Origin of the sequence: Streptomyces canus (genome assembly GCF_030815415.1) — a bacterium.
Lineage (GTDB): Bacteria > Actinomycetota > Actinomycetes > Streptomycetales > Streptomycetaceae > Streptomyces > Streptomyces canus_F.
Window position 1 is genome coordinate 1,584,230 of sequence record NZ_JAUSWW010000001.1, and the last position, 24,771, is coordinate 1,609,000.

At 71.3% G+C, this 24,771-nt stretch carries 23 protein-coding genes; 16 read left to right on the forward strand and 7 right to left on the reverse strand.

All coding sequences use genetic code 11. The features are described from left to right. Positions 1-101 precede the first annotated feature (101 nt). A complete protein-coding gene (locus QF037_RS07480; protein WP_307037038.1) occupies positions 102-1,157 on the forward strand; it encodes an ABC transporter substrate-binding protein in 1,056 nt (351 codons plus the stop codon). A gap of 74 nt (positions 1,158-1,231) precedes the next feature. Here QF037_RS07480 and QF037_RS07485 read toward each other — a convergent pair whose 3' ends face one another. Next, positions 1,232-2,407 (reverse strand): MFS transporter, encoded by a 1,176-nt coding sequence (locus QF037_RS07485; RefSeq protein WP_307023077.1) that lies wholly within the window; start codon positions 2,405-2,407, stop codon positions 1,232-1,234. Positions 2,408-2,554: 147 nt separating this feature from the next. Beyond that, on the reverse strand, positions 2,555-3,505 hold the full coding sequence (locus tag QF037_RS07490) for a LysR family transcriptional regulator (protein WP_307023078.1): 951 nt from the start codon (positions 3,503-3,505) through the stop codon (positions 2,555-2,557). 107 nt (positions 3,506-3,612) lie between these two features. Between QF037_RS07490 and QF037_RS07495 the strand changes: the two genes are divergently transcribed. From QF037_RS07495 to QF037_RS07525, 7 genes are read left to right on the forward strand one after another with little or no spacing between them, the layout of a single operon-like run. Then, positions 3,613-4,602 carry a fumarylacetoacetate hydrolase family protein gene (locus QF037_RS07495; protein WP_307023080.1) on the forward strand — a complete coding sequence of 330 codons (990 nt, stop codon included), beginning with the start codon at positions 3,613-3,615 and terminating at the stop codon, positions 4,600-4,602. Beyond that, on the forward strand, positions 4,599-5,561 hold the full coding sequence (locus QF037_RS07500; protein ID WP_307023082.1) for a cyclase family protein: 963 nt from the start codon (positions 4,599-4,601) through the stop codon (positions 5,559-5,561). The genes QF037_RS07495 and QF037_RS07500 overlap by 4 nt, the downstream gene beginning before the upstream one ends. A gap of 23 nt (positions 5,562-5,584) precedes the next feature. Beyond that, positions 5,585-6,715, forward strand: coding sequence for an FAD-dependent oxidoreductase (locus QF037_RS07505; RefSeq protein ID WP_307023084.1), 1,131 nt, complete (start codon positions 5,585-5,587; stop codon positions 6,713-6,715). Then, the gene (locus QF037_RS07510) at positions 6,712-7,710 is read left to right on the forward strand and encodes an amidohydrolase family protein (protein WP_307023086.1); all 999 of its coding nucleotides are present in this window, start codon (positions 6,712-6,714) and stop codon (positions 7,708-7,710) included. Before QF037_RS07505 ends, QF037_RS07510 begins: the two co-directional genes overlap by 4 nt. Positions 7,711-7,714: 4 nt before the next feature. Then, positions 7,715-8,647, forward strand: coding sequence for a VOC family protein (locus tag QF037_RS07515; protein ID WP_307023088.1), 933 nt, complete (start codon positions 7,715-7,717; stop codon positions 8,645-8,647). Between the two features lie 7 nt (positions 8,648-8,654). Further along, positions 8,655-9,584 carry a fumarylacetoacetate hydrolase family protein gene (locus tag QF037_RS07520; protein WP_307023090.1) on the forward strand — a complete coding sequence of 310 codons (930 nt, stop codon included), beginning with the start codon at positions 8,655-8,657 and terminating at the stop codon, positions 9,582-9,584. Next, positions 9,581-10,348, forward strand: coding sequence for an SDR family NAD(P)-dependent oxidoreductase (locus tag QF037_RS07525; protein ID WP_307023091.1), 768 nt, complete (start codon positions 9,581-9,583; stop codon positions 10,346-10,348). Before QF037_RS07520 ends, QF037_RS07525 begins: the two co-directional genes overlap by 4 nt. A gap of 438 nt (positions 10,349-10,786) precedes the next feature. On the opposite strand, the gene QF037_RS07530 is transcribed toward QF037_RS07525, so the two are convergent. Then, complete coding sequence (locus QF037_RS07530; RefSeq protein WP_307023093.1) at positions 10,787-11,578, reverse strand: SAM-dependent methyltransferase; 792 nt, start codon at positions 11,576-11,578, stop codon at positions 10,787-10,789. A 176-nt stretch (positions 11,579-11,754) separates the two neighbouring features. On the opposite strand from QF037_RS07530, the gene QF037_RS07535 reads away from it, so the two are divergent. After that, a complete protein-coding gene (locus QF037_RS07535) occupies positions 11,755-12,069 on the forward strand; it encodes a DUF3040 domain-containing protein (RefSeq protein WP_307023095.1) in 315 nt (104 codons plus the stop codon). A gap of 81 nt (positions 12,070-12,150) precedes the next feature. Here QF037_RS07535 and QF037_RS07540 read toward each other — a convergent pair whose 3' ends face one another. Continuing rightward, the gene (locus QF037_RS07540) at positions 12,151-12,630 is read right to left on the reverse strand and encodes an SRPBCC family protein (protein ID WP_307023097.1); all 480 of its coding nucleotides are present in this window, start codon (positions 12,628-12,630) and stop codon (positions 12,151-12,153) included. 134 nt (positions 12,631-12,764) lie between these two features. Here QF037_RS07540 and QF037_RS07545 point away from each other — a divergent pair, with 134 nt between their 5' ends. Both QF037_RS07545 and QF037_RS07550 read left to right on the forward strand, forming a co-directional pair. Further along, complete coding sequence (locus tag QF037_RS07545; RefSeq protein WP_307023099.1) at positions 12,765-14,291, forward strand: FAD-dependent oxidoreductase; 1,527 nt, start codon at positions 12,765-12,767, stop codon at positions 14,289-14,291. Positions 14,292-14,328: 37 nt separating this feature from the next. Then, positions 14,329-14,778, forward strand: a complete 450-nt coding sequence (locus QF037_RS07550) for a DUF6098 family protein (RefSeq protein WP_307023101.1) — start codon at positions 14,329-14,331, stop codon at positions 14,776-14,778. Positions 14,779-14,822: 44 nt separating this feature from the next. Here the strand turns inward: QF037_RS07550 and QF037_RS07555 are convergent, their stop codons facing one another. Both QF037_RS07555 and QF037_RS07560 read right to left on the reverse strand, forming a co-directional pair. Then, on the reverse strand, positions 14,823-15,314 hold the full coding sequence (locus tag QF037_RS07555; RefSeq protein ID WP_307023103.1) for a hypothetical protein: 492 nt from the start codon (positions 15,312-15,314) through the stop codon (positions 14,823-14,825). Continuing rightward, positions 15,311-17,710, reverse strand: coding sequence for a molybdopterin oxidoreductase family protein (locus tag QF037_RS07560; protein ID WP_307023104.1), 2,400 nt, complete (start codon positions 17,708-17,710; stop codon positions 15,311-15,313). Before QF037_RS07560 ends, QF037_RS07555 begins: the two co-directional genes overlap by 4 nt. 145 nt (positions 17,711-17,855) lie before the next feature. Between QF037_RS07560 and QF037_RS07565 the strand changes: the two genes are divergently transcribed. After that, positions 17,856-18,419: a hemerythrin domain-containing protein gene (locus QF037_RS07565; RefSeq protein ID WP_307023106.1), complete on the forward strand. Its 564-nt coding sequence runs from the start codon at positions 17,856-17,858 to the stop codon at positions 18,417-18,419. 754 nt (positions 18,420-19,173) lie between these two features. Here QF037_RS07565 and QF037_RS07570 read toward each other — a convergent pair. Beyond that, the gene (locus QF037_RS07570) at positions 19,174-20,289 is read right to left on the reverse strand and encodes a HoxN/HupN/NixA family nickel/cobalt transporter (protein WP_307023108.1); all 1,116 of its coding nucleotides are present in this window, start codon (positions 20,287-20,289) and stop codon (positions 19,174-19,176) included. 232 nt (positions 20,290-20,521) lie between these two features. Here QF037_RS07570 and QF037_RS07575 point away from each other — a divergent pair, with 232 nt between their 5' ends. The 4 genes from QF037_RS07575 to QF037_RS07590 all read left to right on the forward strand — a co-directional run bounded on the left by QF037_RS07575 (position 20,522) and on the right by QF037_RS07590 (position 24,759). After that, on the forward strand, positions 20,522-21,460 hold the full coding sequence (locus QF037_RS07575; protein ID WP_307023110.1) for a metal ABC transporter solute-binding protein, Zn/Mn family: 939 nt from the start codon (positions 20,522-20,524) through the stop codon (positions 21,458-21,460). Then, positions 21,457-22,308 (forward strand): metal ABC transporter ATP-binding protein, encoded by an 852-nt coding sequence (locus QF037_RS07580; protein WP_307023113.1) that lies wholly within the window; start codon positions 21,457-21,459, stop codon positions 22,306-22,308. Before QF037_RS07575 ends, QF037_RS07580 begins: the two co-directional genes overlap by 4 nt. Then, positions 22,305-23,183, forward strand: a complete 879-nt coding sequence (locus QF037_RS07585) for a metal ABC transporter permease (protein WP_307023115.1) — start codon at positions 22,305-22,307, stop codon at positions 23,181-23,183. Before QF037_RS07580 ends, QF037_RS07585 begins: the two co-directional genes overlap by 4 nt. Positions 23,184-23,493: 310 nt before the next feature. Beyond that, positions 23,494-24,759: an IS701 family transposase gene (locus QF037_RS07590; protein ID WP_373463683.1), complete on the forward strand. Its 1,266-nt coding sequence runs from the start codon at positions 23,494-23,496 to the stop codon at positions 24,757-24,759. Positions 24,760-24,771: the final 12 nt, after the last annotated feature.

Consider the following 24,771-nt stretch of genomic DNA (forward strand, 5'->3'; position numbering starts at 1 on the left):
CGACCCCAAAACCGCTTGCCCGTTGGCGAGGGTGATGGATGCAATGTCCGGCATGATCACCTCGGTGCACCCATCCCGGCGGGACGAATCGCCCCGTCCGGATCGGCGTTCTCGTTCCGCTCACCCGCCCCGGCTGGGTCGAGGCGGGCCGGCATGTGCTCGCGGGCCTCGAAATGGCCGCTCGCGACGTCAACGACACCGGCGGGATCGACGGACATCCCCTGGAACTGGTGGTCCGGGACACCGCGGCCGATCCGGAGAAGGCCGCCGCGGCCGTGGACGAGTTGGCCGGCCTGGGTGTGGCCGCCCTGGCCGGGGAGTATCACAGCGTCGTCGCGCGAGCCGCCGCCGGTCGTGCCGATGCCCTCGGGGTGCCGTTCCTGTGCTCGTCCGCGGTGCTCGACGCGCTCACGGAACAGCCCACGGACTGGGTCGCGCGCCTCTCCCCGCCGCAGTCCCGCGGCTGGCGGATCTACGCGGACTTCCTCCTCGGCGCGGGCCACAGCCGTATCGCCGTGGCGACGCAGCCGAGTGTCTACTGGGCAGCCGGGACCCGCATCCTGCGGGACCACCTCGCCGAGCGCGGCGGCACCGTCGTCGAACTCGACCTGAGCGCGCTCGCCCCCGCCGCGGTGTGCGACGCGCTCGTCGAGCAGCGCGCCACAGCCCTCCTTCTTCTGGTCGGACACCCGGAGCCGGCCGTCCCGATCGTCGAGTCCGTCCGCCACGACGGGCGCCTCGCCGAGGTCCTGATCGGTGCGCCGGCCGGACAGCCGGAGCTCGCCGAATGGGCCACGCTGCTGGGTGATCACGGTGCCGGGGTGCCGTTCCTGCGCTATCTGCCCGAGCACCTCACCCCGCTCGGCACACGGGTCGAGGCGGCCCTTCGTGAGCAGCTCGGTGACGCGCCCTCCTTCGTCGCCTTCGAGGGCTACGACACTGTCGCCGTCCTCGCCGATCTGCTGCGTACTCATGGCACGGACCGGGCGGGCATCGCCGGATCCTGGCCGCGCGTCGCGGTCGAGGGCACGCGCGGGCGAATCGGGTTCTCCCGCACGCCGGGCATCAGTGTGTGGCAGTGGGCCTCGTCGCCGGTCCAGGTCGTCGATCGCGATCCGGCGGAACCCGGCCGCTTCCGGATCCTTCACACGGGCTGAGACACCGACGCCAAGGCCACGCGGACCGGGAGAGCAGGGCGGCGCCCCGTCGAGGGGCGCCGCCCTCGTCCTGCCTAGGCGGCATGCTCGTGCTCCACGACCGCCGGCCGTCCCGCGAGCAGCAGTCCGCCCGCGACCAGCCCCGAGGCGAGCCCCAGGACGCCGACCGCGGTGGCCAGGCTCCCCACCACGGACTCCAGCCCGATCAGGATCAGCGGGCAGACGAACGCGCCGAAGAAGAACGCCGCCGTCCACAGTCCGGTGCCGCGCCCGCGGTCGGCGTACTCCAGCCCGGACATCGCGACGGTGAGCAGGGACGGCAACAGGACGCCCGTACCGAGGCAGTTGAGCACCGCGCCCGCGATCAGGAGCACGGGGCCGCTCGCCAGCGCCATCACCACGAACCCGGTGCCGCACAGCGCGAACACGACGGGCAGCCGGCTCGCGGGGGTGCCCGGCAGCTTGGTGAACGCGATCGATCCGGCCACCGTGGCGGCACTGGCGAGGGCGGTGGCCAGGCCGATGACGCCGGTGGAGGTGATGCCCAGGTCGTCGAGCAGATAGGCCGTTTCGACGGGCACGGTGTAGAACACCATCGCACCGAACACGGTCAGCGCGCAGATGCCGGCCAGCCGTCGTACGGGGAACGGGCGTGAGCCGGTGGTGAGTTCTTCGGAGGCGGCGTCCTGGCGGAGCCTGGGCAGGGCGGTCGCCATGAGGGGGGCCAGCAGCAGGCCGACCGCGTAGATCCAGAAGGGTGCGCGCCAGCCCGCCGAGCCGGCCGCGCCGCCGATCACGAAGAACGCGGTGGCGGAGGCGGAGGCGCACATGGTCTGCAGGGCGAGATAGCGGTCCCGGACCCGGCCCGTGTAGTAGTCGCCGATCAGTGTGGTGCAGCAGGTCATGATCGCGGCCTCGGTGATGCCGACCAGGACCCGGGAGGCGACGATCGCGCCGAGCGAGTCGAGCCAGAGCGGGGCGGTGCCGAAGAGCGCGTACAGCACGGTCGCCACGACCAGAAGGCGTCGGCGGCCCAGCCGGTCGACGATGACGCCCGCGAAGGGTGCCAGCAGAGCGAGCGCCAGCGCCGGGACGGTCAGGACCACGGGGACGAGCGTCTTGGCACCGGGCACCGAGTCGAAGTGGTCCTGCATCTTCGGCAGCACGGGGGCGATCAGGACCGCGCCGAGGACGGGCAGACAGCTGCCGGCCATCAGGAGAGGGGTGCGCAGGGGGACGGATCCGGGCATGGCGGGGCTCCACGTCAGGGGCAGGAGGTGCGGCGACCGCGCACCGGAGGGACTGCGCCCGAGCGGCGGGCGTCAGGAACTGCCCCGACTATGAACCGGCGTGCCCGCCACGCCTACCCCTCAGCCGATCGATCTCCCGGATCGGGATCATCCGTCGGCTGGATGCCCTGCCCCCTGGGTCGCCCGGACGTCGTGCCCCGTCACCGAGGCCCCGACCCGTGCCGCCGTCTCGCGCAGCCACATGTGCGCGGCATCGTGGGTGTGCACCGGATGCCACCACAGGGCTTCCTGGAGCGGCACGGACTCGTAGGGCGCCTCCATGATCCGCACGGGGGCCACGCCGCGCAGCCGCTCGGCGAGGAGCGCCTGGACCAGGGCGATGCGACGGGTCCCGGCGACCAGGAACGGCAGCACCGTGAAGCTGTCGACGGACACCTCGGCCTTGGGTTCGATGCCGAGCATGCCGAGCTGGCGGACCGCCGGGGCGTCGTAGGTGCGCTGGTACGTCACCCAGGGCAGCCGCGCCACATCGTCCCGGGTGAGCCGCTCGCCCACGTCCGGATTGTCGTCGGCGACCAGGAAGACCCACTGGTCCCGGTAGAGCTCGGTGGCGGGGAAGCCGCTGATGATGCCGTGCGGCATGAGGAGCCCGTCGGTCGTGCTCAGCAGGGTAGCGGTCTGCTCGACGATGCCGGGCGGGGTCTGGACGAAGCGCAGCCGGATGCCGGGCGCCTCCCGGTGGACCGTGCGGGCGAGTTCGGCGCCGAAGACGGCGACCGCGTAGTCGGAGGACACGATCGTGAACTCCCGCTCCTCGACCGCCGGATCGAAGTCGGCCTGGCTGGTGAAGAGGCGTTCCAGCAGATCGCAGGCGGTGGAGGTGCGGTCGAGGAGGACCTGGCCGAGCGCGGTCAGCTCGTAGTGCCCGCCGACGCGGGAGAGCAGGTCGTCGTCGAAGTGGCGGCGCAGCCGGGCCAGGGCCGCGCTCATCGCGGGCTGGCTCAGACCGACCCGGCGCCCGGCGCGGGTGACGTTGCGTTCCTCCAGGAGGGCGCGCAGGGCGACCACGAGGTTGAGGTCGAGGCTGGCCAGGTTCACGGCGCGCTCCACAAGGCATAGACGGCGTGGATGATCTGCATCCACAGAATCGATTTCCCAGATTACGAGATGCGGGGCCAGATTAGTCACACCGCAATCAGGAGGACATGCCCGTGAAACCCGCAGCTTTCTCCGGACCGTTCGCCCTCGGTACCTTCTCCGCCCCCGGCGAGGCTCCCTTCCCCGGCCTGGTGGTCCCCGACGGGCACGTGCTGGATCTCCGTACGGCCCTCGGCGAACCCGCTCTGACGGCCCGCGCGGTCTTCGAACGCTGGGCCGAGCTGCTCCCGCGTCTGCACGAGCTGGCGGCGGACGCGCAGGCGGACCGGCAGCCGCTCGACGCCCTGCACGTCCACGCTCCCGTCGAGCCCCGCCAGGTCTTCCAGTCCGGCGCCAACTACCGGCAGCACGTGATCGACCTGGAGCTCGCCCACCGCTCCCCCGACGACCCGCGCACGGTCGAGGAGGCGCGGGCCGAGACCGCCGAGATCATGGACCGCCGGGCCGCCGAGGACCTGCCGTACGTGTTCATCGGACTGCCGAGCGCGATCACCGGCCCGTACGACGACGTCGTCCTTCCGTCCTGGGCCGAACAGCCGGACTGGGAGCTGGAGTTGGCGGCCGTGATCTCCCGGCCCGCCTACCGGGTGTCCGTCGAGGAGGCCCTGGAGTACGTCGCCGGGTACACCATCGCCAACGACCTCACCGACCGCGCCACCGTCTTCCGCCGGGACATGAAGGCCATCGGCACGGACTGGCTGCGCAGCAAGAACGCGCCCGGCTTCACCCCGCTCGGCCCGTGGATCGTGCCCGCCGCGTCGATCGCCGACCCCGGTGACCTGCGGGTCACGCTCAGGCTGAACGGCGAGACGATGCAGGACGAGTCGACCAAGGACATGCTCTTCGGCGTCGCGCGGATCGTGTCGTACGCCTCTCAGACCGCCCGACTCCTGCCCGGGGACCTGGTGTTGACGGGCTCCCCGGCCGGAAACGGCATGCACTGGGGCCGGTTGCTGCGGGACGGTGATGTGATGGACGGGTCGATCACGGGCCTTGGTGCCCAGCGCACGCGCTGTACCGCGGAGGTGTCCCGGTGACGCTCGACCGGGCCGACCCCGAGGGCGCCATCGCCGAGGCCGCCAAGGCGTACTCCAACTGGGGGCGTTGGGGCGAGGACGACGTGCTCGGCACCCTCAACTTCCTCGACGAGGCCAAGCGGCGCGAGGGTGCCGCGCTCGTCCGGCGGGGCGTGAGCTTCTCCCTCTCGCAGTCCTTCGACATGAACGGTCCGCAGAAGGGGTGGCGGCGGCGCACCAACCCGGTGCACACCATGCTCGACACCGGTACCGACGCGGCCCTCGGCAACCAGGGCTTCCCGCACGGCATCGGCGGCGCCGACGACGTGATCGCGATGCCGTTGCAGTGCTCGACGCAGTGGGACGGGCTCGGGCACATCTTCGACCACGGCAACGCCTGGAACGGACGGCGGGCCGAGAAGGTCGTCACCTCCGACGGTGACCTCGTCACCGGCATCGAGCACATGGCACCGCATGTCGCCGGTCGGGGCGTACTCCTCGACGTCGGCCACGTCATCGGCACAGACGGCGAGTTGCCCGACGGTTTCGCCATCACCGAGGAGCACCTGACCGCGACCGCCGAGGCCCACGGCGTGCGGGTCGGCCGCGGTGACATCGTCGTCGTACGGACCGGACGCCTCGCCCGGGCCCGCCGCGAGGGATGGGGCGACTACGCGGGCGGTGGCTCCGCCGGGCTGTCGTTCACCACGGCGAGCTGGCTGCACCGCACCGAGATCGCCGCGATCGCCACCGACACCTGGGGCTTCGAGGTACGGCCCAACGAGTTCGAGCACGCCTTCCAGCCTCTGCACCAGGTCGCCATCCCGCACATCGGCCTGCTGATCGGCGAGATGTGGGACCTCGACACCCTGGCCGCCGACTGCGCCGCGGACGGTGTGTTCGAGTTCTGGCTCACCGCCGCGCCCCTGCCCATCACCGGGGCCGTCGGCTCCCCGGTCAACCCGATCGCCGTCAAGTAACCCGCGGAACAAGGGAGTTCCCCATGAGCACATCCCGCAGAGTCCTCGTCATAGGCGGCGGCGCCTCCGGCAACGCGGTGACGATCCTGCTGCGCCGCGCCGGCGTCACGGTGGACCTGATCGAGGCCAGGCCGGACTGGAACGCCACCAACGGCTCCGGCATCACCCTCCAGGGCAACGCCCTGCGCGTGCTGCGCGAACTCGGCGTGTGGGAAGAGGTGTCGGCCTGCGGGTACGCCTTCGGCTCGCTCGGTGTGACCATCCCCGACGGCACCGTGATCCACGAGATCGAGGACATCCGCACCGGCGGCGAGGACCTGCCCGCCACGCTCGGCATGCAGCGGCCCCGGCTCCAGCAGATCCTCATCGACGCGGTCCGCGCCTGCGGAGCCACGGTCCGGCTGGGCACCACCGCCAAGACCCTGGAGCAGGACGCCGACGGTGTCTCGGTGCGCTTCAGCGACGACACGACCGGCCGCTACGACCTCGTGATCGCCGCCGACGGTCTGAACTCCGCCACCCGCGCCGCGATCGGCATCGCCGACAAACCGGAGCCGACCGGCATGGCCATCTGGCGCACGCCGACCCCGCGCCCCGCGGGCGTCACCCGCACCGACCTCGCCTACGGCGGCCCGGCCTACATCGCCGGCTACTGCCCGACCAGCGAGAACACCATCTACGCGTACGTCGTCGAGGCGAACCGCGACCGCGCCTCGATCCCGCCGGAGACCTACGCGGACGAGATGCGCCGGCTCGCGCGGGCGTACGGCGGTGTCTGGCCCGAGATCGTCGAGCACATCACGGACCCGGCGAAGGTCAACTACACGTGGTTCGACAGGCTGCTGGTGGAAGGCTCCTGGCACCGCGGCCGGGTCGTCCTCGTCGGCGACGCCGCCCACTGCTGTCCGCCCACCATCGCCCAGGGCGCGGCCCAGTCCCTGGAGGACGCCTCCGTCCTCGCGGAGCTGCTCACGAGCGGGCGGGACTGGGACGAGGACCTCCTCCAGGCGTACTACGAGCGCCGCATCCCCCGGGTGCGAACCGTCGTCGAGGCGTCCGTGCAGATCGGGCAGTGGCAACTGGACGGTGTCCGCGACGCCGACGTGCCCGGGCTGATCGGCCGCACGATGAACATCCTGAAGGAACTGCCGTGACCCCACCCACCGTCGACGTGCACGCCCACCTTCTGATCCCAGAGGTCGAGGAGGCCGTCGCCGCACTCTCCGGCCTGGCCGAGGCCAAGGCACTGGACGCCCGCCGCAACGGCGCCGCGTCCCTCGCGGTCAGCGGCCCGATGGTGCGCTCCATCGTCCCGAAGGCGACCGACGTCTCGCTGCGGCTGGCCGCGATGGACGCCCAGGGCGTGGACATCCAGCTGGTCAGCCCCTCCCCCTCGCACTACCACTACTGGGCGGACGAGGAGACGGCGGAGAAGGTGTACCGCCTGGCCAACGAGGCGACGGCCGCGCACTGCGCACAGGGGCCCGACCGGCTCCGCGGGCTGGGCATCGTCCCGCTGCAACATCCCGAACAGGCGGTGCGCGCCCTCTCCCACGCCCTGGACCAGGGCCTGTCGGGAGTGGAGATCTCGTCCCACGCCCCCGGCAGGGAACTGTCCGACCCTGCCTACGAACCCCTGTGGGCCCTGGCCGAGACAACCGGCGCGATCCTCTTCCTGCACCCCTTCGGCTGCACCCTCGACGAGCGCCTGGACCGGTGGTACCTGTCCAACGTCGTCGGCCAGCCCACGGAGAACGCCGTCGCGCTGTCCCACCTCATCTTCTCCGGAGTGCTGGACCGCCACCCCGGACTGAAGATCGTCGCCGCGCACGGCGGCGGCTATCTGCCCACCCACATCGGCCGCTCCGACCACGCCTGGTCGGCCCGCTCCGACGCGAGCGCCGGCTGCGCGCACCCGCCGAGCAGCTACCTCGGGCGGATCTGGTTCGACTCCCTCGTCCACGACCCGCACGTGCTCCGGGAGTTGGTCCGGGCCGCCGGCGCCGACCGGGTGCTGCTCGGCTCCGACTTCCCCTTCGACATGGGCACCGAGGACCCCGTCGGCGCCCTGCGCGCGGCCCGGCTCTCCTACCCCGACTTCCACGCCGTACGGGGCGGCAACGCCGTCGCCCTCCTCCGGAAGGACTGACCTCATGCGTCTGCTCACCCATCTGCGGCACGTCGACCTCGCCGTGCCCGACTACGACAAGCAGCTCGACTTCTACGCCGGCGTCTGGGGCCTGACCAAGGTCGCCGAGGACTCCGGGATCTCCTTCCTCGCCGCCGAGGGCTCGCCGGAGCAGTACGTGGTCCGGCTGCGCAAGGCCGAGGAGAAGCGGCTGGACCTCGTCTCGTACGGCGCCGCCTCGGCGGACGACGTGGACACCCTCGCGGAGCAACTCCTCGCGGGCGGCGTCCGGTTGATCTCCCGGCCCGGCAAGGTCGACACCCCCGGCGGCGGTTACGGCTTCCGCTTCTTCGACGTCGACGGCCGCACCATCGAGGTCTCGGCGGACGTCGAGGTCCGGCAGCACCGCAGGATCGAGGAGAAGGAGGCCATCCCGGTCAAGCTGTCGCACGTCGTCCTCAACTCCCCCGACCTCAACGTCACCCGTGAGTGGTACGAGCGTCATCTGGGCTTCCGGCTCTCCGACACCCTCATGCACCCGCGCATGGGCGAGGCCATGCACTTCATGCGGATCAGCAACCAGCACCACTCCATGGCCATCGCCCAGGGCCCGCACACCGCCCTGCACCACGTCTCCTTCGAGATGCGCGGCATCGACGAGTACCTGCGCGGCTCCGGCCGGGTGATCCGGGCCGGCCACAACAAGCTCTGGGGGCCGGGCCGGCACACCGCGGGCGACAACACCTTCACGTACTTCCTGGACCCGCACGGCAACACGGTCGAGTACACGACCGAGCTGGAGCTGCTGGACGAGGACACCTGGCACCCGCACGTCTACGACTTCTCCCAGCCCGAGGTCGCCGACCAGTGGGGCACCGCCAACCCGATGAACGAGCTGGTCGCCAAGGAGTCGTTCAACGACGTCGACCGCGGCGTGTTCGTCGCCCCGCCGGTGTGAGGCCCCTGTGCGCATAGCCACCTATCTCCAAGAAGGCCGCCGCCGGGTCGGTGTCGTCGAGGACACCGTCGTACGCCCTCTGCCCGACGGCACCTCGCCGGTCGAGGCCGCGTTCGGCGGGCACCCGGTCGGAACGCCCGTGCCGCTGACCGACGTAAGTCTGCTGGCACCTCTCCAGCCCCCCACCATCCGGGACTTCGTGACCTTCGAGGAACACGTCGAGGGCGTACGGCGCTCGATCGACGGCAACGCCGGGGTACCGGAGGCCTGGTACGACGCCCCGACCTTCTACTTCACCAACCCCTACGCGGTCATCGGGCCGTACGACGACGTGCCCGTGCCCCCTGGTACGCGGGTCCTGGACTTCGAGCTGGAGGTCGCCGCGGTCATCGGCCGCGAGGGCCGCGACCTCACGCCCGAGCGGGCCCGGGACCACATCGTCGGTTACACGATCCTCAACGACTGGTCCGCCCGCGATCTGCAGTCCCGTGAGATGCAGGTCAACCTCGGCCCCTGCAAGGGCAAGGACACGGCCGCCACGCTCGGACCGTATCTGGTGACCGCCGACGAGTTGGAGCCGTACCGGGACACGGACGGGTTCCTGCGGCTGTCCCTGACGGCCACCGTGAACGGTGAGGTCATCGGCAAGGATCTGCTCTCCAACATGAGTTGGACCTTCGAGGAGATGGTCGCCTACGCCTCACGCGGCACCGTCGTCCGACCCGGTGACGTCCTCGGCTCGGGCACCTGCGGCAACGGCGGCTGTCTGGCGGAACTCTGGGGTGTGAAGGGCCGCCAGGAACCACCGCCGCTCAGGCCCGGCGACACCGTGACGCTCACCGTCGAGGGCATCGGCAGCGTCTCCAACACCGTCGTCGCCGGTGTCGACCGGGTGCCGCTGCCGACCGGCCGTCGCCGCACCCGGGAGCGGCCGTGACACGGCTGCCGGGCAAGGTGGTGGTCGTCACGGGCGCCGCTCGCGGCCAGGGCGCCGCCGAGGCCGAGACCCTCACCCGGGAGGGCGCCCGGGTCATCGCCACCGACATCACGGACGCCCCGGGCTGTCGCCGCCTCGACGTCACCAGCGACAAGGAGTGGGCCGAACTCGCCGCGGAACTTCGGGAGTCGTACGGCCAGGTCCACGGCCTGGTCAACAACGCGGGCATCACCTGGCGCGCCCGCATCGACGACGTACGCCCCGAGGACTTCGCCCGCGTCCACGCCGTCAACGTCACCGGCCCGCTGCTCGGCATCCAGCACCTCGCCCCGCTGATGCCGCCCGGCGCCTCCATCGTCAACGTCGGTTCGACCGCCGCGCTCACCGGCCACTACCCGGTCGCGTACACGGCCAGCAAATGGGCCCTGCGCGGCCTGTCGAAGGCGGCTGCCACGGAGCTGGGCCCGCGCGGCATCCGTGTCAACACCGTGCACCCCGGCTTCATCGAGACCGAGATGACCGCCTCCGCCGCCCCCGCCTTCCGCGAGGCCAACCTCCGCGAGACCCCTCTCGGCCGCACCGGCACGGTCGCCGAGATCGCCTCGTTGGTGGCCTTCCTGCTCTCCGACGAGGCGTCCTTCATCACCGGCGCCGAGATCCCCGTCGACGGCGGCCTCACCGCGCACGGCGGAGTCAAGTCGATCTCGGACGCCCTACGGGACGGGGTCGCGGGCAGCGGCTCGGAGGGAAGGTGGCCCCGCTGATCTCGGGCCGCCGCTCCGGTCTCGTCGGATTCACCTAGTGCCGCGGCAGGCAACGTTTGCCCGTCAAGGAGCGGCGTCGTGGGGGCCCCTCCCGCCCGAGCCGTGCGAAGCGCGGTTCGAGGTGGGGGAGCGTGCTCTCGGCGTGCCGGCCGGAAGCCCTCGTACTGGACGTACTTGGGCTTTCGGCCGGTGCGGCGAGTGGGGGCCCCTCCCACGCCCTCAAGGCAGTGGGGGAGCGTGCCGGGCGTCGCGACGGGGCAAACGTTGCCTGCCGCGGCACTAGCGGGGCATCCGGTTGACCGCGACCGCCGAACAGGCGGACGGGGAAGCACCGGGCGGGCTCCCGGCGAGTCGTCGGCCGGAAGCCCGCCCGGCTGCTGCGGTGCCGCGTGCCGGAGCGAGGGCGACGAGCACCCGGAACCGCCCGGCCGGCCGCTGTCACGGCTTGCGGGCCACGCCCCCGAAGTCGTCGACCTCCGGACCCTCCGTTCCGGCCGGGCCCGGGCGCCAGCGGGACACCGAGACCACGCCCGGGTCGACCAGCTCCAGGCCCTCGAAGAAGCGGGCCAGCTGCTCGGGGCTCCGGTTGACCCGCGGGTTGTCGCCCGCCTCGTTCCACTGCTCGATCATGGTGCGCATGCCCTCGGGGTCGAGCACCTCGGTGTCGTCGCAGAGCACGACGTGGCTTCCGGAGGGCAGCCCTTCGACCAGGCGCCCGACGATGTCGTACGCCTGGTCGTCGACGATGTGGGCGGTGATCCCCAGCAGCACGAGCGCGATGGGCCGGGTGAAGTCCAGGGTCTCGGCGGCGGTCCGCAGGATGCCCTCGGGGTCGCGGATGTCGGCGTCGATATAGGCGGTCACGCCCTCGGGCGAGCTGGTGAGCAGGGCCTCGGCGTGGGCGAGTACGACGGGGTCGTTGTCGACGTAGACGATCCGGGTCTCCGGGGCGATCCGCTGGGCGACCTCGTGGGTGTTGTCGGCGGTGGGCAGGCCCGTGCCGACGTCCAGGAACTGGCGTATGCCCACCTCTCGGACGAGGTGTTCCACGGTACGGACGAGGAAGGCCCGCTGGGCCCGGGCTATGTCGAGGATCTGCGGGTTCGCCCCGACGATCTGGTCACCGACGAGGCGGTCGATCTCGTAGCAGTCCTTGCCGCCCAGCCAGTAGTTCCAGATCCGGGCGGAGTGGGGCACATCGCTGTTGATGAGCTTGGCGTCAAGTGGCATGCGAACTCCCGGAGTTGATCTGATCTGGCCTCACCTCACCGCCTGCCGGTACGGCACGTCAAGCGCTGCCCGGAAACAGCCGGGTCAGGGTGGGGACAGCGCCGCGTCCGGCGCGGATTCGCGGTGTCGCCGCCGGGGTACTCGTGGGCCACTTCGCACGCCCCCAGGAGGCCGCCATGCGCGATGATGCCGGTGTCCGTCTCTCGATCCGAGAGCGCCTTGTCCTCAAGCACATAGAGACCGAGATGCGGCGCGACCGCCGCCGGAACAGGCCTCCGGGGAAGACATCCGGCACACGGAGGCGGAGGCGCGACCCGTGGCTTCCCCTGGCCGTGGGGCTGCTCGGGGCGGCGTCCGTCTTCCTCGCGGTCGTCGGCGCGAAAACCTCCGACCTCGCGGTGCTCTGGGCCTTCACCGTCCTGTGGCCGGTGACCCTCCTCCAGGCGTTCCGTCTGCTGTGCCGCTGGTCCAGGCCGCATACCGAGCCGTGATGCCCGCCCCGGGCGGTCCGCCGTGTGCGGGACCGCCCGGGGCGTTCGGAGCCCTGGACTCGCCGACGGCTCGGACGCGGCTCAGATGAGAGGTGAACCGGGCTCGTCGGGCCGGATGCGGCCGCGCCAGGCGCCGGTCTCGCCGCCGCGGTGCTCGATGTAGTCCTTGAAGCGCCGCATGTCCCCCTTGATCCGGCGGTCGAGCACACCCAGCAGGTCCGCGCTCTTCTCGGCGACACCGCTGGGCTCGACGTCCATCGTGAGCTCCACGCGCGTGTGCGTCGGGTCCAGCTCCTGGAACCTGACCGTCCCGCGCTGGCGGACGTCGCCCTCGACGACCCGCCAGGTGATCCGGTCGTCCGCCAGCTGGTCGACGATCTCGGTGTCGAACTCGCGCCGCACCCCGCCGATCTTGGTCGTCCAGTGGTTGTGCTTGTCGTCGAGCTGCCGCACCTCCTCGACGCCCTCCATGAACTGCGGGAACTCCTCGAACTGCGTCCACTGGTTGTAGGCGGTGCGGACGGGGACCTCGACGTCCACGGATTCCTTGACCGTGCTCATCTGCTCTCCTCCTCAACTCTCGTCGTCCGCGCCGGGTACCCGGGCGAAGCGGAGCGAAGACCCCCGACCGGAATCAACCGTCTGACCTGGGTGCGCGAGTGCTTCACAGAGAACGCCCGGGGAACTCGGCCCCCATGAACACACCCGCAGACGATCACCGGTCGTACTGGATCGACACCGCGCCCCCGGGACCCCTCCATCCGCCCCTGGAATCCGACCTCACGGTCGATGTGGCCGTCGTCGGTGGCGGCATCGCGGGCCTCAGCACCGCCTGGGAACTGGCCCGAGCCGGCCGCCGCGTGGCGGTGCTGGAAGCCGACCGGATCGCCGCCGGGGTCACCGGGCACACGACCGCCAAACTGAGCGTCCTGCACACGCTCGTCTACGCCCGGCTGCGCAGGACCCGAGGCCCCGAGGCCGCCAAGCTGTACGCGCGGTCGCAGACGGAGGCCGTCCGGCATGCCGCGGAGATCGTGGATGAGCTCGGCATCGACTGCGACTGGGAGGACACAGCGGCCTTCACCTACGCCCGGGACCCGGCCGCGACCGAGGAGCTGAAGGCCGAGGCGGACGCGGCGCGGGAGGCGGGGCTGCCCGCCGAGTACGTGACCGAGACCGGTCTGCCGTTCCCCGTCGCGGGCGCCGTCCGGGTGACGGAGCAGGCGCAGTTCCATCCCCGCAAGTACCTCCTGGCACTCGCCGAGGACCTGGTCCGGCAGGGCGCCGTGATCCATGAGCGGACCCGCGTCGTGGATCTCGACGAAGGCCGTCCCTGCACGCTGAGGACCGCGGGGGGAGCGACGGTACGGGCCGACGACGTCGTGGTCGCCACGCACTACCCCGTCTTCGACCGGGCGCTGCTGTTCACCCGGCTGTCCCCGCGCCGCGAGCTCGTCCTGACCGCGCCGATCCCCGCCGGCCTCGATCCGCACGGCATGTTCATCACGCCCGAGCAGGGCACCCGCTCCGTGCGCACCGCCCCGTACGAGGACGGACAGCGGCTGCTGATCGTCACCGGCGAGCACTTCACGCCGGGCACCGGCGAGGTGGAGGCCAGGTTCGAACGGCTCGCCGGCTGGGCCACCGAGCACTTCGGCGACCTGGTCTTCACGCACCGATGGGCCACGCAGGACAACGACTCCACCGATTCCGTACCGCTCGTCGGCCCGCTCCACGCGGGTGCCCAGCACACCTACGTGGCCACCGGCTTCGGCGGTTGGGGAATGAGCGGCGGCATCATGGCGGGCCGTCTCCTCGCACAGCAGATCACCGGTCGGAAGTCCGCCTGGAGCGACCTGTACGACCCCCGGCGCATCCGCACCGTCGTCGGTGAGGCGCCCGCCTTCCTCAAGAACCAGGCCAAGGTCGCCCGGCACTTCGTCGGGGACCGTCTGGCGTCGGCCGCCGGAGGCTCGGTGGACGACATCGCCCCGGGGGACGGCGCCGTCGTCCGCGTCGGCGGACACCGCTGTGCCGTCCACCGCGACGAGGACGGAGAGCTGCACGCCGTCTCCGCCCGCTGTACGCACCTGGGCTGTCTGGTCGCCTTCAACTCGGCGGAACGTACCTGGGAGTGCCCGTGCCACGGGTCCCGTTTCACCCCCGACGGAGACATCGTGCAGGGGCCCGCCGTACGGCCGCTGGAGAAACGGGACATCTGACCTCGCCGGCTCCCGCACGAGACGGAGTGACGACTTGATGAGCATCCCTGACGGGCTACCCGTTCTGCGCACCCTCGGTGAACTGGCAAAACTGGTGCAGGGCAGTCCCGACCTCTATGTGCGCTGGTCACGAGGTCCCGAGGCCGACCGGGCCCTGAACGAGAGCCGTGACGCTCTCACCGGTGTCCGGATGTCCGGGCTGTCGGCCAACCCGCTCGCCATCGAGCCCTGGTGGGAGGCGCGGCCCGCCGAACTGTGGGTGGCCCGACGTCTGTACGACTACTCCCATCTGCCGCGGGAGAAGGGCGAAGGCGTACGTCCCTGGGTGCTGCGCGGCCGGGAGGAGGGGCGAGGGCCCGACAACGAGCCGCTGGTCCGGGATGTGGAACCCGTGGGCTGGATCGACGAACAGGTCATCGAGGAAGCGGAGGCCGCGGTGGCCGGCCAGGACGGACGATGGGGCCCCATGCGACGCGACGGCGGATGAGCCTCCGGCGCCGATGTGCGGGACAGCGCTCCCTACGCGGCTCCCTACGCGCTGGTCAGCAGCTGGGGCGACAGTTCCTTGATGAGGGTGTTGGTCCAGCGCATCTGCCGCAGGGTCTGCGGATGGCAGTCGCCGGCCAGCGCGAGGAGCCGTTCGTCGCGGGTGGCCTGCGCTGCCTGGGCGAGCATCTCCCAGTGCAGCGAGTTGCGGCTCGCGGCCAGGTGCAGGTCGCACAGATCGTGCAGGAGCAGCAGGCCGGCTCCGGGGCGTCGGCCGAGAGCTTCGGCGGCCTTCTCACGCAGGGCGGCAAGGGCGCCGGGTGACGGATCGTCCTTCGGGCCGTCGAGGTCGAGGCCGTAATGACGGCCGGTGTCGGAGAGCCGGGCGCTGTGCCGACGGGACCACTGGGCGAGGTCGCTCGCCACATGGTGGACCTCGTGGTCGGTGCGGTGACGTTCGGCGGTTGCCAGCAGGTCTCGTTCCAGCGCGCGTTCGCCGTCGTGCAGGGCGCGGAGGATGTGGGCGATGCCGTTCATGTCCGGCTCCCGGCGTCGGCGTCGGTCCGCTCCCGGACCGGCGGCGTGGCGCGACGGGCGACGAGGGTGACGCGGGCCGCGCACGTCTTGAACAGGGGTTGCTTGGAGACGGGGTCCCAGTCGGTGATGGTGCCCTCGTTGGCGGCGCGGCCGGCCCTCCCGTCCGGGGGCCGGTGTCCCTCGGGTGTGTCCCAGTAGCCGTAGTGGAACGGCACGAACACCACGCCGTCCCGCATGGCGGTGGTCCGCAGCCGGGCGCGCACCGCTCCACGCGGGGTGCCGACCTGGACCAGATCGCCGTCGGACAGACCCTGGTGGGCGGCCTCGGTGGGTGACATCTCCGCCCATACGTCGGGGGCGGCGGCGTTCAGCTCGGGGGCGCGGCCGGTCTTCGTACGGGTGTGGAAGTGGTGGACGGTCCGGCCGGTGATCAGCTGCACCGGATACCCGGGGGAGGTGTCCTCGTGGGGCGGCAGATACTCCGCCGCCCTCAGCACCGCCTTGCCGTCCGGGTTGAGCGACCGGTACTCGACGACCTCGGCGGACGCCCCGGTGACGAGGTCCTTGCCGTAGCTCTCGCAGGTGTCGGGGTCGGCGAAGGTGATGCCGTCGGTGTAGAGGCGCGCCGTGCCGTCGGGCGCCTCCTCGGTGCAGGGCCACTGGATGCCGCTGTCCGCCCGCCGCAGCCGGTCGTGGCTGAGGCCGGTGTAGTCGCAGGGGCGTCCGGCGCTGCACCGCTGCCAGGCCGCGAACGCCGACTCCGGGTCGTGCCAGCTGATCAGGGGGCCGCCGTCCTTGTCGCGGAAGTCCATGCGGGCGGCGTAGTCGAGGAAGATGTCCAGGTCGGCTCGTGCTTCGCCCGGCGGTTCCACGGCCTTCTCCGACAGGTGCACGGTGCGGTCGGCGTTGGTGAGGACGCCCGTCTTCTCACCCCAGGTGGCCGCGGGCAGCACCACGTCGGCGAGCTGTGCCGTCTCGGTGAGGAACAGGTCCTGCGCCACCACGAACAGCCGCTCCTGGGCGAGGATCGAACGGATGCGGGACAGCTCGGGCAGGGAGACCGCCGGGTTGGTGCCGGTGATCCAGAGCATACGGATCGAGCCCTGTTCGGCGTAGCGGAAGATCTGCATCGCGTGCGTCGGCGGCGCGTGGTGCGGGATGTCCTGGGGGCGTACGTTCCACACCCGCGCAAGGTCGGCGACATGGTCGTCGTTCTGCCAGTTGCGGAACCCCGGCAGATCCCCGTCGGCGCCGCACTCCCGGGTGTTCTGCGCGCTGGGCTGGCCGTTCATCTGGAGCAGCCCGCAGCCGGGGCGGCCCAGCATGCCGCGGATCAGGTGCAGGTTGTTGACCTGGACGGCGGCGGCCGTGGCCTGGTGGGACTGGTAGACGCCCTGAAGGACCGTGGAGGTCAGCCGTTCGGCGGTGCCGAGGAGTTCCGCGGCGCGTTCGATCGCGGCCGGCGTCACGTCGCAGATCCCGGCCGCCCATCGCGGAGTGCAGGGCGCGACCTCGGCCGCCAGTTCATCGAAGCCGACCGTGTGGGTCTCGATGTACTCCTGGTCGATCAGGTCCCTGCGGATGATCTCGTGCAGGAGCGCGTCGAGAAGGGCGACGTTCGTGCCGGGCCGTGGGGCGAGATGCACCTCGGCCTGCTGGGCCACCGGGGTGTACCGGGGGTCCACGCAGACCAGACGGGGCGGCCGGGCCCCGGCGAGCCGGTCCAGCACGCGCGTCCACAGCACGGTCTGGGTCTCGGCCATGTTGTGTCCGAACAGCGCGATCACGTCGGCGTGGTCGATGTCCTCGTAGGAGCCGGGCTGCCCGTCGCAGCCGAAGGACTCCTTGAGCGCCTCGGCGGCGGTGGCCGTGCACAGGCGGGTGTTCCCGTCGAGATGGTTGGTGCCGATGCCGGCGCGGGCGAGCACGGCCAGCGTGTAGTACTCCTCGAGGAAGAGCTGCCCGGTGGTGTAGAAGCCGATGGCTCCGGGTCCCCGCTGCTCCAGCAGTTCCCGTGAGCGGCCCGCGACCTGGTCCATCGCCGTGTCCCAGTCGCACTCCTCCAGGCGTCCGGCCCGGCGTACGAGCGGACGGGTCAGCCGGTCCGGGGAGCCGTTCGCCTGCCATCCGTAGAGGTCCTTGGGACCCAGGCGGCCACGGTTGACGCGGTCCTCGGTCCGGCCCCGCACGCCCACGATCCGTCCGTCGCGCACGGCGATGTCCATGGCGTCGCCGTTGGAGTGCAGCAGCGAGGCGGACGGCACCCACCTCTCCACGTCGTCGGCGGCGACCCCGGGGGCCAGGTGCGCGTCGGCGCGGGAGGGCCAGGGGGTGCCGGGGTCGTAGGGGGTGCGCGCTCCCCAGATGTCCTTGGTGCGGTCACGGCCTTCGGTCACCGTGTCACCTCCACGTACGAGCGGGCTGCTCCTGCGAGTACCCCGCTGTGTCCGGCTTGCCCGCCGTCGTGTGGGTCCGCCTCCGACGGGGCACTCGGGGTCGCGGGCGGCCGTCCGGGCCGCCGTTGCCAGGGAGGTGGAGGACATGGGCCATGGTGGGAACGTCATCGACGAGCTGCTGACCGATCATCGGGAGGTCGAGGAGCTGTTCGGCCGGATCGACGGTCTCGCGCCCGGTGACAAGGACCGCAAGGTGTACGCCGACCAGGTCACGATGGAGCTGGTGCGGCACTCCGTGGCCGAGGAGGCCTATCTCTATCCGGCCGTGCGCGAGCATGTGCCGGGCGGGGACGCCCTGGCCGACCAGGAGATCGAGGACCATGCCCGGGCCGAGCAGCTGATGAAGGACCTGGAGAGCTGCGAGGCCGGGGATCCCGAGTTCGACCGGCTCATGACGGCGCTGATGACCGAGATCCGCTCGCATGTGGCCGACGAGGAGCAGAACCTCTTCCCCAAGCTCCGCGCGTCCTGTCCCCCCGACGCCCTCGACGCCCTGGGCGACAAGGTCCGCCAGGCCAAGAAGGTCGCCCCCACCCGCCCGCACCCGTCCACCCCGAGCACGCCTCCGGCCAACAAGCTGCTGGCACCGGGCGTCGGCATGGTCGACCGGCTGCGCGACACCCTGACCGGACGCGGCAAGAAGGACTGACCGGCAGCGCGCGTTTGCCATCGCTGAGCGCGTCCTCGCGGGCCCCGGGGCCGAGGTCCGGCCGACATGTGCCAGGGCGAGCCCGCGGACGATGAACCCGGCCCCCGGTGCCGGGCATGTCGCCAAGGCCGGCCCGCAGACAGCCGCACGTACGCGAAGCCCTCCCGCGGGTGCCCGGCACACGGGAACCGCCACAGCCGCCGTCTGCCCAGGCGGCAGCTCGACGCGGCCCACCGGCCCAGCCCCGCTGCCGGATGACGTGGCCGTCACGCCAGGTCGAGCCCGGGGACGATGAACCCGGCCTCCGTGCCGGGCATGTCGCCGAGGACGGCCCGCAGACAGCCGCACGTACACGAAGCCCTCCCGCGGGTGCCCGGCACACGGGAACCGCCACAGCCGCCGTCAGCCCAGGCAGCAGCTCGGCACGGCCCACCGGCCCAGCCCCGCCGCCGGTGACGTGGCCGCCGCGCCAGGGCAAGCCCGCGGACGATGAACCCGGCCTCCGTGTCGGGCATGTCGCCGAGGACGGCCCGCAGACAGCCGCACGTACACGAAGCCCTCCCGCGGGTGCCCGGCACACGGGAACCGCCACAGCCGCCGTCAGCCCAGGCGGCAGCTCGACGCGGGCGCGGCCCACCTGCCCAGCCCCGCTGCCGGGCGCCGCCGCCTGACGGCCGTCTGCGAACGCTCGCGCGCCGCCACCAAGATCACCCCCGACGCCTGGCGCCACGGCAGCGGATATGAGCCGACCCGTTCAGGCCTCCTCGGCCGATGAGACCGCGGTCGGCCGGGCCAGGTCCTCCGTCCACTTCTCCTCGATCCGGCCGACCTTCCACACCAGCCAGGCCACCGCCCACGTGGCGAAGAAGAGTGCCACGACGACGTAGCCGATGATGTTGAGGTCGAGGCCGGAGATCCAGTCCCAGAACGGGCCGTGCAGGCCGGCCTGTTCGGCGAGGAGGCCGAGCAGTTCGACCGTGCCGATGAGGAGCGCGACGGCGACGGACAGTCCCGTGATGGTGAGGTTGTAGTAGACCTTGCGGACCGGCTTGGAGAACGCCCAGCCGTAGGCGAAGTTCATGAACGAGCCGTCGATCGTGTCCAGCAGGGACATGCCGGCCGCGAACAGGACCGGCAGGCACAGGATCGCGTACCAGGGCAGCCCGGACGCGGCGCCCGAGCCGGCCAGCACGAGCAGCGCGATCTCGGTCGCCGTGTCGAAGCCGAGGCCGAAGAGAAGGCCCAGCGGGTACATCTGCCACGGCTCGGTGATCGACTTCATCAGACGGCCCAACAGGCGGTTCATGAACCCCCGGTTGTTGAGCTGCTCCTCCAGTGCGGCCTCGTCGAAGTGGCCGGTGCGCATCTGCCGGAAGACCTTCCAGATTCCGGCCATGATCACCATGTTGATGATCGCGATGAGGTACAGGAAGGTCCCGGAGACGGTGGTGCCGATCCAGCCGGTGACGCTGTGCAGCGCGGAGCCGTCGTCCGCGACCGGTCCGGCCAGCGCCTTCACCCCGAGCGAGAGCAGGAAGGCGAGCGCGAAGACGATGCTGGAGTGGCCGAGCGAGAACCAGAAGCCCACCGAGAGCGGCCGCTTCCCCTCGCTCATCAGCTTCCGGGTGGTGTTGTCGATCGCGGCGATGTGGTCGGCGTCGAAGGCGTGCCGCATGCCGAGGGTGTAGGCGGTGACACCGATGCCGATCCCGAAGCTCCGCTCCCCGAGGCTGTAGTGCTCCGGCGCGACGATCACCACCAGCGTGAACCAGCCGATGACATGCAGCGCCAGGATGAACGCGGCCATCCCGCCGAGACTCGCCCACTCCTTCCGGGTCATCGAGGTACGGATGCGGTGAGCGGTGGTCATGGGGGCGCGGGCCTTACTCGTCGGTGAACGGCCGTCTTCAGCCGCGCCCTCCAGGCTTCTGCGAACGATTCGCAGGTACAACCTGTCAGCGGCAAAGCCCGCGTCAGCTTTCGGCCCGCACGCCAAGTATTGGCAATGGTTTTCACATGGATGGGATTCGGCCACACTTCTGACATTCATTTTCATCTAGCGTGGCGTGCGTCCCCTTGTTCCACCCCCTCGCGGAGGATCCATGTCCACGTTCCCGTCCCGGCGCCTGGCCGCCCTGATCACCGGCGCCTCGCTGGTCGTCCTGGCAGGCTGCGGCAGCTCGTCGGACTCCGACAGCGGCGGGAGCACCTCACCGAGCCCGGCTGCCGCCTCCGCGATACCGGTCGTGGCCTCGACGAACGTCTACGGCGACATCGTCGGGCAGATAGGTGGCACGAAGGTCGACGTCACCTCGATCATCAGCGACCCGGACCAGGACCCGCACTCCTACGAGGCCAACACCCAGAACCAGCTGGCCCTGTCGAAGGCGAAGGTCGTCGTCGAGAACGGCGGCGGCTACGACGACTTCGTCGACCGGATGCTGAAGAGCGGCAACTCCTCCGCCGAGGTCGTCAACGCCGTCAAGATCTCCGGCAGGACCGCGCCGAAGGGCGGCGAGCTCAACGAGCACGTCTGGTACGACTTCCCCACCGTCTCCAAGATCGCCGACAGCATCGCCGCCGCCCTCGGCAAGGCCGACCCGTCCGACGCGGCCGTCTTCACCAAGAACGCCGAGGCCTTCAAGGCGAAGCTCCAGCCGCTGGAGACGAAGGAGGCGCAGATCAAGAAGGAGCACGGCGGTGAGGCCGTGGCCATCACCGAGCCCGTGCCGCTGTACATGATCGAGGCGAGCGGGCTGAAGAACGCGACGCCCGCGGAGTTCAGCGAGGCCATCGAGGAGGGCAGCGACGTCTCCCCCAAGGTCCTTCAGGCCGCCCTGGCACTGTTCTCCGGCAAGAAGGTCGAGGCGCTGGTCTACAACGCCCAGACCTCCGGCCCGCAGACCGAGAAGGCCGAGGCCGCGGCCAAGGCGGCCGGCATCCCCGTCGTCCCGGTGACCGAGACCCTGCCCGGCGGCAAGGACTACCTCGGCTGGATGACCTCCAACGTCGACGCGCTCGCGGGCGCGCTCGACAAGTGAGGAGCCCGGGCCGGATCCCGGCGCAGGGCGGAACCGGCGCGGTCGTCAGCCTGCGCGGGGCCGCCCTGTCGTACGGCGAACGGGTCGTCTGGAGCGGTCTCGAACTCGACGTACGGCCGGGCGAGTTCGTGGCCGTGCTCGGGCCGAACGGGGCCGGCAAGACCAGCTTCGTCAAGGCCCTGCTGGGCCGGCAGCCCCTGTCCGCCGGGACGCTGACGGTCCTGGGCCGTCCTCCCCGCGAGGCGGCACGGCAGATCGGATACGTGCCCCAGCAGGCGGAGTTGTCGGCGCAGGCCATGCTGCGCGCCCGCGACCTCGTGCGCTTCGGCATCGACGGGCACCGCTTCGGACCACGGCTGCGCACCACCGCCGTCCGCCGCAGGGTGGACGAGATCCTCGAGTCGGTCGGGGCGTCGGCGTACGCGGATGTCCCGCTCGGCATGCTGTCCGGCGGAGAGCGCCAACGCGTGCGCATCGGGCAGGCGTTGGCGACCGATCCGCGGATCCTGCTGTGCGACGAACCGCTGCTCTCGCTCGACCTGCACCACCAGCGGGCCGTCACCGAACTGGTCGACGCCCGCCGCCGTTCGCACGGCACGGCCGTGGTGTTCGTGACGCACGAGATCAATCCGGTGCTCGGCCTGGTGGACCGGGTGCTGTACCTGGCCCGGGCCGGTCACCGGGTCGGTGCGCCGGAGGAGGTCCTGACCTCCGCGTCCCTGTCGGAGCTGTACGGCACGCGGGTCGACGTCGTCCGCGTCCAGGGGCGGATCGTGGTCGTCGGCGCCCCGGACGAGACGGCCGCGCCGCCCCATCACGCCCCCGAGAACGAGGAGGTGCGCTCATGACGGTCGCCGACGGCGTCTGGCAGCAGATCTTCAGCTTCGACAACTACGGCGAACTCCTCGCGCTGGTCCGCAACTCGCTCTTCGCCGGGGCCGCCCTCGGACTGGTCGGCGGTCTCGCCGGGGTCTTCGTCATGATGCGTGATCTGCCGTTCGCGGTGCACGGCATCAGCGAGTTGTCCTTCGCGGGGGCGTCGGCGGCGCTGCTGCTGGACGCGAACATCGTGGTGGGCTCGATCCTCGGATCGCTGCTCGCGGCCGGCACGATCGGGGTCCTGGGGGCGCGGGCACGGGACCGCAACTCGGTGATCGGCATCATCATGCCGTTCGGGCTCGGGTTGGGCGTGCTCTTCCTCGCCCTCTACAAAGGGCGGGCGGCCAACAAGTTCGGCCTGCTGACCGGGCAGATCGTCGCGGTCGACACCCCGCAGATGACCTGGCTGCTGGGCACCTCGGCGCTGGTCGTGGTCGCGCTGGCGATCATGTGGCGGCCGCTGTCCTTCGCCAGCGCCGACCCGGACGTCGCCGAGGCACGCGGGGTGCCGGTGCGCACACTGTCCTTCGCGTTCATGCTCGTGCTGGGGCTCGCGGTGGCCCTGTCGGTGCAGGTCGTCGGCGCGCTGCTGGTCCTGAGCCTCGTCGTGACACCGGCCGCTGCCGCCGCCCGAGTCACGGCGTCGCCGGTGCTGCTCCCCGCGCTGAGCGTGCTGTTCGCGGTCCTCTCGATCGAGGGCGGCATCCTGCTCGCGCTCGGCGGCTCCATCCCGATCAGCCCCTACGTCACCACCGTGTCGTTCACGATCTACGTCGTCTGCCGCCTGGCGGGCAAGCGGCGCGTACGCCGGTGGGGAGCGCGCGGGACGGCCCTGGCGTCCTAGTGCCGCGGCAGGCAACGTTTGCCCGTCAAGGAGCGGCGTCGTGGGGGTCCCTCCCGCCCGAGCCGTGCGAAGCGCGGTTCGAGGGTGGGGGAGCGTGCTCTCGGCGTGCCGGCCGGAAGCCCTCGTACTGGACGTACTTGGGCTTTCGGCCGGTGCGGCGAGTGGGGGCCCCTCCCACGCCCTCAAGGCAGTGGGGGAGCGTGCCGGGCGTCGCGACGGGGCAAACGTTGCCTGCCGCGGCACTAGTAGGGCTTGGTCATCTTCACTTGTGCGTGCGTGTCTGATGCTGCGTGTGTGTCGTTGGAGTGGTGTGACACCTGAGGAGATGGCCTCGGTCCGGGGGGACTTGGAGGCGTTCGCGGCGGAGTTGTTCGACGGGTTCTTCCGTGCGGATCAGCGGCGGTGGGGGCAGGCGTATGTGCGCGGGCTGCTGCTGGACGGGCAGCGCAAGTCGGTGGAGCCGATGGCGGCCCGGCTGGGTGAGGACGGCAACCGGCAGGCGCTGGCGCACTTCATCACCTCCAGCCCGTGGGATCCCGCGCACGTGCGGGCCCGGCTGGCCTGGAGGATGCACGAGGCGATCGGCCCCGAGGCGTTGATCGTGGACGACACCGGCTTTTTGAAGGACGGGGATGCTTCGGCGGGTGTGTCGCGGCAGTACACCGGCACCGCGGGCAAGGTCACCAACTGCCAGGTGGGCGTCTCGCTGCACCTGGCCAACGACCGTGCCTCCGCCGCGATCGACTGGCGGCTGTTCCTGCCCGCATCCTGGGATCCCGACGCGCCGGAGGCCGACCCGGACAAGATCGCCCGCCGCGGCCGGTGCGGGATTCCGGCCCAGGTGGGGCATGTGGAGAAGTGGCAGCTGGCCCTGGACATGATCGACGAGAGTCGGTCGTGGGGCATCGACGTCCCCCTGGTCGTCGCGGACGCCGGATACGGCGATGCCGCCGCCTTCCGGCTGGGCCTGGAGGAACGCAAGCAGCCCTACGCGGTGGGGATTTCCTCGCGCCATACCGCCCATCCCGCCCACGCCCAACCCGTCCAGCCCGACTATGCGGGCACCGGCCGGCCACCCAAAATGCAGTACCCCGAGCCTGCGCAGACCATGAAAGACCTGGTCATCGCGGCCGGGAGAACGGCCGCGAGACCGGTGTCCTGGCGGGAAGGCTCCCGGCCGGGCAAAAGCCAAAACGGCGTCAAGCGCATGTACTCGCGGTTCGTCGCCCTGCGCATCCGCCCGGCCGGCCGCGGCCTCCGCAAGGCCACCGACGATCCTGAACTGCCCGAGCGGTGGCTGCTGGCGGAATGGCCCGCGACCGAGCCCGAGCCGGTCCAGTTCTGGCTCTCGAACCTGCCCTCCGGCATGCCACTGGCCACACTGGTGCGGCTGGCCAAGCTCCGCTGGCGCATCGAGCACGACTACCGCGAGATGAAACAGGCCCTGGGACTGGCCCACTTCGAAGGCCGCACCTTCAACGGATGGCACCACCACGTCACCCTCGTCTCCGCCGCCCACGCCTTCTGCACCCTGCAACGACTGGCACCAGACCCAAAAGACGCCACGCAGGCCTGAGCCTCTACCAAG